The 12,521-nt window shown below is 71.9% G+C and carries 13 protein-coding genes; 7 read left to right on the top strand and 6 right to left on the bottom strand.

From position 1 onward, the window contains the following. Positions 1-135: 135 nt before the first annotated feature. Positions 136-564: a hypothetical protein gene (locus tag ACIQRL_RS13515; RefSeq protein ID WP_401331052.1), complete on the bottom strand. Its 429-nt coding sequence runs from the start codon at positions 562-564 to the stop codon at positions 136-138. Between the two features lie 253 nt (positions 565-817). On the opposite strand from ACIQRL_RS13515, the gene ACIQRL_RS13510 reads away from it, so the two are divergent. After that, positions 818-1,099: an SHOCT domain-containing protein gene (locus tag ACIQRL_RS13510; RefSeq protein ID WP_401331050.1), complete on the top strand. Its 282-nt coding sequence runs from the start codon at positions 818-820 to the stop codon at positions 1,097-1,099. 195 nt (positions 1,100-1,294) lie between these two features. Here the strand turns inward: ACIQRL_RS13510 and ACIQRL_RS13505 are convergent, their stop codons facing one another. Beyond that, positions 1,295-1,786 (bottom strand): NUDIX domain-containing protein, encoded by a 492-nt coding sequence (locus ACIQRL_RS13505; RefSeq protein ID WP_401331048.1) that lies wholly within the window; start codon positions 1,784-1,786, stop codon positions 1,295-1,297. 70 nt (positions 1,787-1,856) lie between these two features. Then, the gene (locus ACIQRL_RS13500) at positions 1,857-2,930 is read right to left on the bottom strand and encodes an ADP-ribosylglycohydrolase family protein (protein ID WP_401331046.1); all 1,074 of its coding nucleotides are present in this window, start codon (positions 2,928-2,930) and stop codon (positions 1,857-1,859) included. A gap of 285 nt (positions 2,931-3,215) precedes the next feature. Here ACIQRL_RS13500 and ACIQRL_RS13495 point away from each other — a divergent pair, with 285 nt between their 5' ends. After that, positions 3,216-4,334 (top strand): glycerate kinase, encoded by a 1,119-nt coding sequence (locus ACIQRL_RS13495; RefSeq protein ID WP_401331735.1) that lies wholly within the window; start codon positions 3,216-3,218, stop codon positions 4,332-4,334. Positions 4,335-4,444: 110 nt separating this feature from the next. Here the strand turns inward: ACIQRL_RS13495 and ACIQRL_RS13490 are convergent, their stop codons facing one another. Beyond that, on the bottom strand, positions 4,445-5,668 hold the full coding sequence (locus tag ACIQRL_RS13490) for a PucR family transcriptional regulator (RefSeq protein ID WP_401331044.1): 1,224 nt from the start codon (positions 5,666-5,668) through the stop codon (positions 4,445-4,447). Between the two features lie 180 nt (positions 5,669-5,848). Here ACIQRL_RS13490 and ACIQRL_RS13485 point away from each other — a divergent pair, with 180 nt between their 5' ends. From ACIQRL_RS13485 to ACIQRL_RS13465, 5 genes are all read left to right on the top strand, one after another. Then, complete coding sequence (locus tag ACIQRL_RS13485) at positions 5,849-6,655, top strand: ABC transporter ATP-binding protein (RefSeq protein WP_401331043.1); 807 nt, start codon at positions 5,849-5,851, stop codon at positions 6,653-6,655. 102 nt (positions 6,656-6,757) lie between these two features. Continuing rightward, the gene (locus tag ACIQRL_RS13480; RefSeq protein WP_401331734.1) at positions 6,758-7,543 is read left to right on the top strand and encodes an ABC transporter ATP-binding protein; all 786 of its coding nucleotides are present in this window, start codon (positions 6,758-6,760) and stop codon (positions 7,541-7,543) included. Beyond that, positions 7,540-8,430, top strand: a complete 891-nt coding sequence (locus ACIQRL_RS13475; protein WP_401331041.1) for a branched-chain amino acid ABC transporter permease — start codon at positions 7,540-7,542, stop codon at positions 8,428-8,430. The genes ACIQRL_RS13480 and ACIQRL_RS13475 overlap by 4 nt, the downstream gene beginning before the upstream one ends. Beyond that, on the top strand, positions 8,423-9,556 hold the full coding sequence (locus tag ACIQRL_RS13470) for a branched-chain amino acid ABC transporter permease (RefSeq protein WP_401331040.1): 1,134 nt from the start codon (positions 8,423-8,425) through the stop codon (positions 9,554-9,556). Before ACIQRL_RS13475 ends, ACIQRL_RS13470 begins: the two co-directional genes overlap by 8 nt. After that, the gene (locus tag ACIQRL_RS13465; RefSeq protein ID WP_401331038.1) at positions 9,553-10,815 is read left to right on the top strand and encodes an ABC transporter substrate-binding protein; all 1,263 of its coding nucleotides are present in this window, start codon (positions 9,553-9,555) and stop codon (positions 10,813-10,815) included. Before ACIQRL_RS13470 ends, ACIQRL_RS13465 begins: the two co-directional genes overlap by 4 nt. A 124-nt stretch (positions 10,816-10,939) precedes the next feature. Here ACIQRL_RS13465 and pssA read toward each other — a convergent pair whose 3' ends face one another. Both pssA and ACIQRL_RS13455 read right to left on the bottom strand, forming a co-directional pair. Continuing rightward, positions 10,940-11,758 (bottom strand): CDP-diacylglycerol--serine O-phosphatidyltransferase, encoded by an 819-nt coding sequence (gene pssA, locus ACIQRL_RS13460; RefSeq protein WP_339135874.1) that lies wholly within the window; start codon positions 11,756-11,758, stop codon positions 10,940-10,942. A 22-nt stretch (positions 11,759-11,780) separates the two neighbouring features. After that, positions 11,781-12,428 carry a phosphatidylserine decarboxylase gene (locus ACIQRL_RS13455; RefSeq protein WP_355840278.1) on the bottom strand — a complete coding sequence of 216 codons (648 nt, stop codon included), beginning with the start codon at positions 12,426-12,428 and terminating at the stop codon, positions 11,781-11,783. Positions 12,429-12,521 lie beyond the last annotated feature (93 nt).

Genomic DNA, 12,521 nt, shown 5'->3' with positions numbered 1-12,521 from the left:
CCGCGCGCGGGCCGGCCCCCCCCCCCGGCCCGGGGCCCCCCCCCCCCCGGCGCCCCCCCCCCCCCCCCCCCCCCCCCGCGGGGGGGGGGGCCCCGCTGCCGGTCGGAGAGCCCTCGGGGGGCCGGGCAGGCCCGGTCACTCGGTACGGGTGTCCCGGCTGGACCCGACGCACAGCGCCCAGATGACGAAGGCGTCGATGGCGATCAGCACGCTGGACCACACGGGGGAGTACGGCAGCCACATGAAGTTGGCGACCATGGCCAGCCCCGCGAGGGCGATACCGACGATGCGGGCCCACAGCATGCCGCGGAACACGGCGATTCCGGCGAGGACGACCAGGACGCCGAGGGTGAGGTGGATCCATCCCCAGCTCGTCAGGTTGAAACTGTAGACGTAGTTGCTGGTCGTGACGAAGACGCTGTCCTTGGCGATGGCGGCGATGCCCTGGAATATCGCCATCGCACCGCCGAAGATCATCATGACCGCGGCGAAGGCCGTCCATCCGGACACCCACGCTCCCGTACTGCCGGCGGTTCCCTGCCGGTGCATACCCGTCGTAGCCATTGCGAGCTCCTCCTGCGTAGACCTCGCCACCGACCGGGTGACGGTAGGTGGCCACATTTCAGCTTGCCACGGGAATGACGGACCGGCAGATCGTCGGAAATCACGCCCGACGGGGCCGAGACCGATGTGCGGACAATTCCGTTCGGTGCTCCAATGGATCTGCCCGGTGCGCTGAGAACGAATTCGGTGCGCACAAGGGATCGCATCCCTTTCGGGCTCGTTCTGTTTGCCTCGTGTCGGAAAGGAAACCACCGTGCCAGGTCTCCTCCGCGGGGTCGCCCGCACCGCCGTGGTGGCCGGTACGGCCACCGCGGTCTCGAACCGTGTGTCACGTCGTCAGCAGGGGCGATGGGCCCAGCAGGAGCAGCAGCAGTACCAGGAGCCCCCGCCTGCCGCGCCCGCGCCCGCGCCTGCCGCGCCGGCCGACGACATGACCAGCAAGATCGACCAACTCAAGCAACTGGGGGACCTCAAGGCCCAGGGCGTGCTCACCGAAGCCGAGTTCGAGGAACAGAAGCGCAGGATCCTCGGCTGACCCGCGCACGACCCTCGACCAGACACCCGACGACGAACCAGACGACGAACCAGACGACGAACCAGACGACGAACCAGACGACGAAGCTGAAGAGAAAGCACGACGAGATCGCGGCCCGGCGGCAGAGGGATCAGCCCTCGGCCGCCGCGTCATGACGGGACCCCGGTGCTGTCGTGCGAGGCGGACCCCCCTGGGTCAGCCCACCCGGTGGCCGTTCTCCAGTTCCGCCGTCCCCGCGTTCTCCGCCAGGACGTCGAGCGCGGCCAGGACACGACGGCCCGAGGCGCCCGGCAGGTGCGCGGCCAGTTCCTCGCGCGGCACCAGCCGCCAGGACAGCAGCTCCTCCTCCTGCAGCCGGATCGCCTTGAGGTCCCGCTCGCCGAGGACTCCGCCGTCGTACAGATACGCCACCAGCGGCGGGCGCGCCGAGTCCTGCACCCAGTCGACGGCCAGCAGCCGTCCGAGTTCCACGTCGAGGCCGATCTCCTCGGCCGTCTCGCGGCGCGCGCCCTGCCGTGGGCTCTCCCCGTCGTCCGACTCCACCGTTCCGCCCGGCAGCGTCCAGCCCTCGCGATAGTTCGGCTCGACGAGCAGTACCCGCCCCTCGGTGTCGCGGAAGAGGGCTGCGGCTCCGACGAGGACACGGGGCAGGCCGGCGATGTAGGCGGCGAAGTCCGAAGTGGTCACTCAGGAAGGGTAACGAGCGGACCCGCACGTACCCGGGCTCCGCCACCGATCGAGGCGCGGGGGCTCCGGCTCAGGCCCCCGCCTGCGCCAACGCGACCGTACGTGACGCGAGCTCGCTGATCCGTACCCCGTCGAAGCCGAACACCGCGCTGCGGACGGTGTCCTCCAGCGGGTCCTTCCACTGCGGGGGAATCGCCTCCGCCCCGCACAGGACGCCCGCGACGGAGCCCGCGGTCGCGCCGTTCGAGTCGGTGTCCAGACCGCCGCGGACGGTCAGCGTGATGGTCCGGGTGAAGTCGCCGTCGCCGTACAGCAGCCCGGCGGTCAGCACCGCCGCGTTCGGGACCGTGTGGATCCAGCCCATCCCGGCGGTCTCCTCGGACACCGTGGTGAGCGTGTCCTCCCAGGTCATCCGGGTCTCATGGAGCGTGAGCACCCGGCGTACGGTGCGGGCCAGCCGGCTGCTCGCGGGGATCACGGTGAGCGCCGTGTCCAGCGCGTCCCGGACGGACGGGGCGGTGAAGGCCGCGGAGATCAGCGCCGCCGCCCACATCGCGCCGTAGACGCCGTTGCCGGTGTGCGAGAGGACGGCGTCCCGGCGGGCCAGGGAGGCCGCCCGCCCCGGCAGCCCCGGGGACGTCCAGCCGTAGACGTCGGCGCGGATCAGCGCGCCGATCCACTCCTGGTACGGATTCTCGTACGTCGCCGTCACCGGAGGCTTCAGACCCTGGGCGAGGTTGCGGTACGCGGCCCGCTCCGCCGTGAACGTCTGGAGATACGGAAGACGCAGCAGCCACAGGTCACCCACCTGCTCGGTGCTGAACGAGAAGCCGTACGTCTCCAGGAGGTGGAGTCCGAGGATCGCGTAGTCCACGTCGTCGTCACGGCAGCTCCCGTGGATACGGCCGCGCACGCAGCTTCGCCACTCGGGCCGCAGCTCGAACTCGCCCCCGGCACCGTCGTCGGCGGGCCCGGGAAGGTAGTCGGTCAGCGGCAGGGCGGCGGCCTGCCGCAGATAGCGGTCGATCCGGTCCCGCGTCCAGTGGTCGCCCTGCTCGACCGGCTTGCCGAGCATGTTGCCCGCGATCCGGCCCAGCCAGCCCCCGAGGACGCGGTCGGCGATGTCGGTGCCCACAGGGGTCATGGCTCCGGTCTACCCAATTCCGGGCGGGCACGCTCGCCGGGGCGGAACGGAATCGAGCGTTCCGGGAGCCGGCGCCGCCGGCTGCCGTCGCTGCCCCGTGCCGGGCACGCCCTCGGCGACCGGTCCCGAGCCGGTCCCGGGCCCGTCCCGCAGGCTGGGCAGGGGCATGACGGCGGGGGCTCCCTCCGGTTAGGGTCGCAGCGGCGCGACTGCCTTGACGTGTGCAAGGCCCGGAAAGCAAGGGGATGCAAGGTGGCGGACGCTGCAGTGAATCGGACCCCGCGTGTGCTCATCGCCGCGGACAAGTTCAAGGGATCGCTGACGGCCGTACAGGTCGCCGAGCGGGTGACGGCCGGACTGCGCCGGGTCGCACCGCAGGTGGTGGTCGAGTCGCTGCCCGTGGCCGACGGCGGCGACGGCACCGTCGACGCGGCGGTCGCGGCCGGTTTCGAGCGCCGCGAGGTGCGCGTCGCCGGACCCCTGGGCCACGAGGTGACCGCCGCGTTCGCGCTGCGCGGGGACACCGCGGTCGTGGAGATGGCCGAGGCGAGCGGGCTGCAGCGGCTGCCCAAGGGCGTCTTCGCGCCCCTCTCGTCCTCGACGTACGGCTCCGGGGAACTGCTGCGCGCCGCGCTCGACGCCGGTGCGCGCACCATCGTCTTCGGCGTGGGCGGCAGCGCGACCACGGACGGTGGCGCGGGCATGCTGTCCGCGCTCGGCGCGCGCTTCCTCGACGCGGACGGTGAACCGGTGGCTCCCGGCGGCGCCGCGCTGTCGGATCTGGCGAGCGCCGATCTGTCCGGCCTGGACGACCGCCTCGCCGCGGTCGACCTCGTCCTCGCCAGTGACGTGGACAACCCGTTGACGGGCCCCAAGGGCGCGCCCGCCGTGTACGGGCCCCAGAAGGGCGCGGGTCCCGACGACGTGGCGGTGCTGGACAGCGCCCTCGCCCACTTCGCCGGTGTCCTGGAGAAGGAGATCGGGCCGAAGGCCGCCGGATACGCCGCGGCGCCCGGCGCGGGCGCCGCGGGAGGGGTCGGCTACGGGGCTCTGGTCCTTGGCGCCCGCTTCCGGCCGGGCATCGAGGTGATGCTCGACGTACTCGGCTTCGCGCCCGCGCTGGAGCGCGCCACGCTGGTGATCACCGGTGAGGGGTCCCTCGACGAGCAGACCCTGCACGGCAAGGCACCCGCCGGGGTCGCCGCGGCTGCCCGCGCCAGGGGCAAGGAGGTCGTCGCGGTATGCGGCCGCCTCGCGCTCCGGCCCGAGGCGCTCGGCAGGGCCGGCATCCGGCGGGCGTATCCCCTCACCGAGGTCGAGCCCGACATCGCGAAGTGCATCTCCGACGCCGGTCCGATCCTGGAACGGGTGGCGGAGAACATCGGGCGGGACTTCCTGGTCTGAGGTCTGAGGTCTGAGGGCCGGGGGCGTCGCTTGTTCGGTCCGAGGGCCGTCCGCCCCTCCCTCGGTCCGAGAGAGGGGGGCCGCCCTCTCCGCCGTAGGCCGCTGTCGTCTCACCGTCCCGTCCCCGCGACCGCCGTCGTGCCCGCCAGCCGGTAGGCGTCCAGGGCCAGGGTCATCTCGATCAGATCGCGGGGGCGGGCCAGTGAGCGCGAGGTCAGCTGTTCCAGTCGGCGCAGGCGGTTGAAGACGGTGTTCCGGTGGCAGTACAGGCGTCCGGCCGCCCGCCCCGCGGAGCCCTCGCAGGCCAGCCACATGTCCAGCGTCTCGATCAGCACGGCCCGGTCACCCGGTTCGAGCTCCAGCAGCGTCCCGAAGACGTCCGACACCAGCCGGCCCGCGAGCTCCGGCTGGCTCACGACGAGCGCCGTCGGCATCCGCTGATCGAGGCGTACGACACCGGTCGCGTCCGGCGGGCACGTACGCAGGGCCAGTTCGGCCCATCGCCGGGCCCGCCCCAGCTCGCCCAGACCCGAGACCACGGGGCTGATCCCGCCCGGACCCGAGCGCCGTCCGTCGAGCAGCCGGGCCACTTCGTCGAGGCCCTGTCCGGCGTCCAGCGCCACCACCGCGATCTCGCAGTCGGCCCGCATCCGCCAGATGAACCGCAGCCCCGCCCCCACCATCGGCCGGACGCAGACGTCCCGGCCGTCGTGGCGCTCCGTCCGCAGCACGACGACGGCGTACGGCCCGTGCTCGGGCAGATCGAGTCCGGCCGCCGCCCGCGCCGCGAGCCCCGGTGCCTCCTGACCCTCAAGGAGGGCGTCGAGCAGAGCCTGGAGTTGCTCGTCGGTGCGGCGCCGCAGCTCCCGCTCCGTGGCCAGGTAGGACTCCGAGGCGGTCGCGGCCTGCGCGTCCACGGCCGACCACACCATCGTGGCGCACCGCATGAGCACCGTGAGCCGCTCGGGCTCCCGGCTCGCCGCGCTCTCCATCAGCGCGTCCCACACCAGATAACCCGCGGCACGGTAGGCGTGCACCAGGAGTTCGAGCGGCAGACCCTGCTGGGCCCGCCGCCGGCCCGCCTCCTCCGCGTGCTCCAGATCGCGGCGCGGTGAGTCCCGGGGCGCGGAGATCGCCTTGATGCCGATGCGCATCGCTGTCTCCGCCCCCCGCCACTGCTGGTCGTACGGCAGCACCTGTCCGTAGACGGGGGAGTACTCGGTGAGCTGCCTGACGTGCTCGTCGACGAGCTCGGGCAGCCGTTCCAGCAGAGCCGTACACGACTCCGCGAGCAGCTTCCAGTCATGACCGGTCCGCGGTCTGCGCCCTCCCATGGCCGGAGGATGCCACCGCGACAGGGGGTCGCACAGGCCCCTGACACGCGGTGTTGTGCGCATGCACAACGGGCGGGCACCACCGGTGGGCTCCCGCCGCGTATCGGCCGCAGTCCGTGGACGGGGGTGTCCGCCGGTGCTGAGGTGAGCGCCACACCGAGCGAGGACAAGGGAGATGCCATGGGCGGTTCCGCTCTGCTCGTGCGGGAACTGTCGGTCGGATACGGCCCCGTACGCGCACTGCGTGACGTGTCGTTGGAGGTGCCGGAGGGGACCGTCGTGACCGTCCTCGGCGGCAACGGCGCGGGCAAGTCGACGCTGCTGCGGGCGGTGTGCCGGACCCTCTCCTTCCACCGAGGAGCGGTCACCGGCGGCACGGTCACGCTCGGCGGGCGACCGCTGGACCGGCTGCCGCCGGACCGGGTGGTGGCCGCCGGAGTGTCCCAAGTCCCCGAAGGGCGGCGGGTGTTCGGCCGGATGACGGTCGCGGACAATCTGCGCGCCGGAGCACTGGGCGCCACCGGCGGCCGCGCGGAACGGGCGCGTGCCCTGCGGCGCGTGCACGAACTGTTCCCCGTCCTCGCCGACCGCGCCCAGCAGCGGGCAGGGCTGTTGTCCGGCGGGGAACAGCAGATGCTCGCGGTCGGCCGGGCCCTCATGGGCGTCCCCAAGGTCCTGCTGCTCGACGAACCCTCGCTCGGGCTCGCCCCGTTGATGGCCGCGCGGATCGCCGACACCGTGCGGGAGATCAACGAACAGGGCACCTCCGTCCTGCTCGTCGAACAGAACGCCGCCCTCGCCCTGCGCCTCGCGTCCAGCGCCTACGTCCTGGAGGTCGGCGAGGTGACCCTGTCCGGCCCCGCGGACGAACTCGCCGCCTCCGACGAGGTGCGCCGCCGCTATCTCGGCGTGGTCGACGAGGACGCCGCAGCCGACGGGGTTCCCGCGCGCGGCGCCCTCCCGTCCCTGTCCCGCTGGAAGGGGTGATCCACCGTGGCGGAACGCGACAGCACGCCAACTCCCGGGCTGGGCAAGGCGACCGCGACCGACGGGGCCGCCGTGACGGACCGGGCGGCCGTGACCTCGGGCATTCCCTCACTCGACGTCAGGGACGTGACGGTCCGGTTCGCGGGGCTGACCGCGCTCGACGCGGTCAGTTTCACGGTGCGACCGGGCACCGTGCATGCCCTCATCGGCCCCAACGGGGCGGGAAAGTCCACCTGTTTCAACGTGCTGTCCGGTGTCTGCCGGCCGGCCGCCGGAAGCGTCCGCCTCGGAGAGCACGAACTCACCGGACTGCCGCCCCACCGCATCGCCGGACTGGGCGTGGCCCGCATCTTCCAGAACCTCGCCCTGCCCCCGCACGCCACCGTCGAGGACTGTCTGCTGCTCGGCCGGCACCGGCTGACCCGCGCCGGATTCCTCGCCGCCGGACTGCGGCTGCCCTCGGCGGCGCGGGAGGACCGGCGGCACCGCGAACGGGTGCGTGAGATCGCCGAGTTCGTGGGCCTGACGGGACAGCTCTACCGGCCCGCCGGTTCGCTCCCGTACGGACAGCAGAAGCTCGCCGAGCTCGCCCGGGCCCTGTGCATGGAACCCCGGGTCCTGCTCCTGGACGAACCCGTCGCGGGCATGACCGCCGACGAACGCCGCCGAACCGCCGCGGTCGTCGCCGGAGTCCGCGACAGCCTCGGCATCTCGATCGTGCTGGTGGAACACGACATGGGGGTGGTGATGCGGCTCGCGGACGCGGTGACCGTACTGGATTTCGGGCGCCGTATCGCCGACGGCGCCCCCGCGGACGTACAGAACGACCCGGCGGTGGTACGCGCCTATCTGGGCGAGCGCGCCGACCCAGAGGAGACCGCGTCATGAGCACCTTCGCCGAACTCCTGCTCAACGGGCTGTCGTTGGGCTCCGTCTACGCCCTCATCGCGCTCGGCTTCGTCGTCATCTTCCGGGCCACCGAGGTCGTCAACTTCGCGCACGCCTCCCTGCTGCTCGCGGGCGGCTACGTCACCGCGACCCTCCACGACGACATCGGCTTCTGGCCCGCGCTGCTCGCCGGTGTCGCGGGCGCCGCCCTGGTCGGGGCAGCCGTGGAGTTCCTGGTGATCCGCCGCTACCGGGGTACCGACCAGAGCGTCCTCGCCATCGTCACCATCGGCGTCGACATCCTGCTCACCACCGAACTGACCCGCCGGATCGGCACGGACGTCCTGGTGATGGGGGACCCCTGGGGCAACGCCGTCCTCACCGTCGGGCCGGTCTCCATCGCCCACACCCGCATCGCGGCGTTCGTCACCGCGTCCCTTCTCATCACCGTCTTTCTGCTGGCCTTCCGCTACACGTCCTGGGGCGTGGCGATGCGCGCAGCCGCCGAGAGCCCGGAGACCGCGGCCCTGATGGGGGTCAGGCTCGGCCGGGTGTCGCTGGGGGCCTGGGCGGTGGCGGGCGGCCTCGCGGCCGTCGCCGCGCTGTTCCTGACCGTCTTCCCGACCCCCGGCCTCGAACGCGCCACCTCGCTCGCCGCGCTCAAGGCGTTCCCCGCGGCGATCCTCGGCGGCCTCGACTCGACCACCGGCGCGCTGGTCGGCGGCCTCCTCGTCGGTGTCACCGAATCCCTGGCCACCGGAAACCAGAGCGACCTCACCTTCCTCGGGCGCGGCCTCGGCGATCTCGCGCCGTACGTGGTCATGGTCGCGATCCTGCTCATCCGGCCCGCCGGGCTGTTCGGCACGAAGGAGCTCGCCCGTGTCTGAGGTCCTCACCCGCGACGAGGCGGGCAGCGCACCCCGGTCCGCCCGCCGGCGCACGGTCCGGCTGCCCGGCGCCCGGACCGTGATCGGGGCCGTCGGCGCCGTCCTGCTGCTCGCGCTGCCCTTCTACGTCGACCGCTTCTGGCTCCAGGCCGGTCTGTTCGCCATGGCCGCCGCGATCGGCGCGATCGGTCTCAACCTCCTCACCGGCGCGACCGGGCAGCTCTCCATGGGGCACGCCTTCTTCCTCGCGGTCGGCGCCTACGGCTACTGCGTGTTCGCCGCCCACGGGGGCGACGGGCTCACCGGCCTGGGACTGCCCACCTGGCTCGCGGCCGTGCTCGCCGTGGCCGTCTCCGGGATCGCCGGGGGCCTCTTCAGCCCGATCGCGGGACGACTGCGCGGCGCCTACCTCGGCATCGCGACCCTCGCCCTGATCTTCATCGGACAGCACGTCCTGTTCAACGCCCGGGATCTGACGGGCGGCTTCAACGGGCGGGACGTACCTCCCCTCAGCCTGTTCGGTATCGCCTTCGACGACCGTGAGCTCGTCGTCGCCGACGTGCCGTTCGGCTCGGCCGAGAAGCTCTGGTACGTCGGTCTGGTGCTGCTCCTCGGCTGCGGGCTCTTCGCCCGCGGGGTGCTGCGCGGCCGTCCCGGCCGGGCGATGAACGCGATCCGCGACCACCGGATCGCGGCCGGGGTGATCGGCGTGCCCGTCGCCCGGTACCGCGCCGCCGTCTTCGTCCTGTCCTCGATGTACGCGGGACTGGCCGGGGTGCTGCTCGCCCTGGTCTTCCAGCGCACGGTGCCCGACTACTTCGGGATCACGCTCTCGCTCGACTACCTCGCCATGATCGTCATCGGCGGACTCGGCTCGGTCGCCGGGGCGGTCGCCGGGGCCGCGTTCGTCTCGCTGCTGCCGCAGGTGCTGACCCGCTACAGCGACGCCCTGCCGCTGGTCTCCGACCCGGGCACGGGCGGGATCGCGCCCGGCGAGGCGGCCCGGTACCTGTACGGCGCCGCCGTCGTGGCGGTGGTGCTCTTTCTTCCGGGCGGCCTGGTCAGGGTGGCCGCCCGGCTCCGCGTCACGCCCCGTCCCGGGGCCACTCCAGGGGAGGAACGATGAGAACGACACACACAGCGCGGCTGGCCGCCGGGGCGCTGGCCGCCCTGCTCGTGCTGGCCGGATGCAGCTCCAAGGCCAAGGGCGGCGGCAGTGACAAGCCGGCGGCCGGCGGGGTGAGGACCGGCGAGGGGATCTCCGGGAAGACCATCAGCCTCGGGGTGCTCACCGACATGAGCGGTGTCTACGCGACGCTCGGCAAGAGCGTCACCCAGGCCCAGCAGCTCTATGTGAAGCAGACCAACGCCGCCGGCGGGGTCTGCGGCTACAAGCTGGCGCTGACGATCCGCGACCACGGGTACGACCCGCAGAAGGCCGTCTCCGGCTACACGGAGCTGGCGCCGAAGGTGCTGGGCTTCACCCAGTTCATCGGCTCGCCCTTCGTCGCGGCCGTCAAGCAGCGCATCGACGGCCAGGACAAGGGCCTGGTCCTGCCGCAGGCCTGGTCGGCCACCCTGCTGGGCAGCCCGTACATCCGGCCCATCGGCTCCACGTACGACATCGAGACGATCAACGCGATCGACTTCCTGATGAAGGAGAAGGGCCTCAGGAAGGGCGACAGCATCGGCCATGTGTACTTCGAGGGGGACTACGGCGAGAACGCGCTCACCGGCTCCCGGTACATGGCGAAGCAGTCGGGGCTCAAGGTCGTCGAGCAGAAGATCAAGCCGACGGACAACGACATGACCGCCCAGGTCGTCGCCCTGAAGCAGGCCGGGGTGAAGGCCGTCGTGATCAGTGCGGGGCCCCGGCAGGCGGCCTCGCTCGTCGGGGTCGCGGCGGCCCTCAAGTTCGATGTGCCGGTCATCGGCAACAACTCGGCGTTCGCCCCGCAGCTCCTCGCCACCGCGGCCGCCCCGGCCCTGGAGACGAACTACTACGTGGCCAACCCCTCGCTGCCGATCGGCGCGGACACCCCGAAGGCGAAGAAGCTGGTCGCGGACTACCGGGCCGCCTATCCGAAGGACTCCCTGGACAACGGGGTGGTGGCCGGCTGGACGGCCGCGTCGGCGTTCGGCGAGGCGCTGAAGAAGGCCTGCGCGGCCAAGGACCTCACCCGCGAGGGTGTCGACAAGGCCCTGCTGACCATCGGCGCGTTCGACCCGGGGTTCGGCATCCCGCAGAACTTCACCGACCCGAAGTCGGCGTCGTCCAAGGAGAGCGTCATCCTGCAGCCCGACAAGAACGCCGTGGGCGGGATGAAGGTCGTCCGTGAGGCCGAGACCTCGTCGGTCGCGCAGGGGTACACGCCCGCCCTCTGACGCCCTCGCTCCCGCGCGGCGCGAGGGGCGCGCTCGGCGGCGCCGATGGCTCCGCCCCGGCGCACCGCCCACGCACAAGGGCCCCGAACCGTGTGGTTCGGGGCCCTTCGTGACGTACGGGGTGTTACGGGAGCTGCGCGGCTCGTGCCTCACGGCGGTTGCCCCGGAAGTTGTTCACCCGGCGGGCCGTGGCGAACAGCGGGATCACCGCGCCCATGACGAGCTGCAGCGCGCAGCCGGTCTGGAGGAGCAGCTGGCCGCCGGGGGCGTCGAACGCCCAGGCCGCCAGGAGACCCATCGAGAGCACGATCCAGGAGAGCATCGCGACCGCGAGGCGACCGCGCGGCTTGGGGTACTCGACCCGGCTCACCATCAGCCAGGCGGTGCCCATGATCGCCATGAGCGTGGCGACGAAGGGCAGCTCCAGCAGGATGATGGAGACCACCGTCAGGGCGCCGAAGGGGCTCGGCATGCCCTGGAACGTGCCGTCCTTCACCGTGACGCAGGAGAATCTCGCGAGCCGCAGCACCACGGCCAGGAGCACCACGATCGCTCCGACCGCCGCCACCTTCTGGTATGCGTCGTCCGCGACCATGCCGTACACCAGCACGAAGTACGCCGGCGCGAGACCGAAGCTGATCAGGTCCGACAGGTTGTCCAGCTCGGCGCCCATGGGGGAGGAGCGCAGCTTGCGGGCCACCAGACCGTCGAACAGGTCGAAGATCGCGGCGCAGAGCATCAGGATCACGGCCGTGGCGGCGGAGTGACGGGCCATGCCCGACTCGTCGCTGCCCGTGAGGTGCGGGATCAGGATGCCGGTGGTGGTGAAGTACACCGCCATGAAGCCGCACGTGGCGTTGCCGAGCGTGAGCGTGTCCGCTATCGAGAGGCGGAGCGAGAGAGGCATCTCCTCCTCGTCGTCCAGCTCATCGGCCTCCGGCACCCAGCCGGCCTGTGTCTCGGGATCAATCACGGTCAATTCGAGTCACCCCAGCCACGGTCTTCTGACCGACCTCCACGTCGACCTCGACACCCTCGGGGAGGTAGATGTCCACGCGCGAGCCGAAGCGGATCAGGCCGATCCGGTCACCCTGCTCGACCTTCGTGCCCTGAGGGATGTAGGGCACGATGCGACGGGCGACCGCGCCGGCGATCTGGATCATCTCGATGTCACCGAGCTCGGTGTCGAAGTGCCAGACGACGCGCTCGTTGTTCTCGCTCTCCTTGTTGAACGCCGGGACGAACCCACCGGGGATGTGCTCGACCGACGTCACCGTGCCGGAGAGTGGCGCGCGATTGACGTGGACGTTCAGCGGGCTCATGAAGATCGCGACACGGGTGCGTCCGTCCTTCCACGGCATGATGCTCTGCACCACACCGTCGGCGGGCGAGATCACACGGCCCTGCGTGATCTCACGCTCGGGATCGCGGAAGAACCACAGCATCCCGGCCGCGAGCGCGGTGACGGGTACGGCCACGGCCTTGGCCGCGCCGGAACGGCGCGAACGAGCCAGGCTGATTGCTGCGGTGGCAACGGTCGGGAGAAGCCACGGCGATGCTCCGCGCGCGAGGCGGACCCGGCCGCGAGGTGCAGAGGTTTGGCTGTGGGGCATGGATGACCTTCGTAGCGGATGATGCCGCGCTCGAACGGGGGACGGCGGCTTACACGCGATCGTACCGGTCGCAGACCGCAACTGGGCAAGCCA

The sequence above is a fragment of the Streptomyces sp. NPDC091209 genome (assembly GCF_044757755.1).
In the GTDB taxonomy this organism is placed as follows: domain Bacteria; phylum Actinomycetota; class Actinomycetes; order Streptomycetales; family Streptomycetaceae; genus Streptomyces.
The sequence above is the reverse complement of the archived record's forward strand: the minus strand, read 5'-3'. Positions and strand labels throughout refer to the sequence as shown.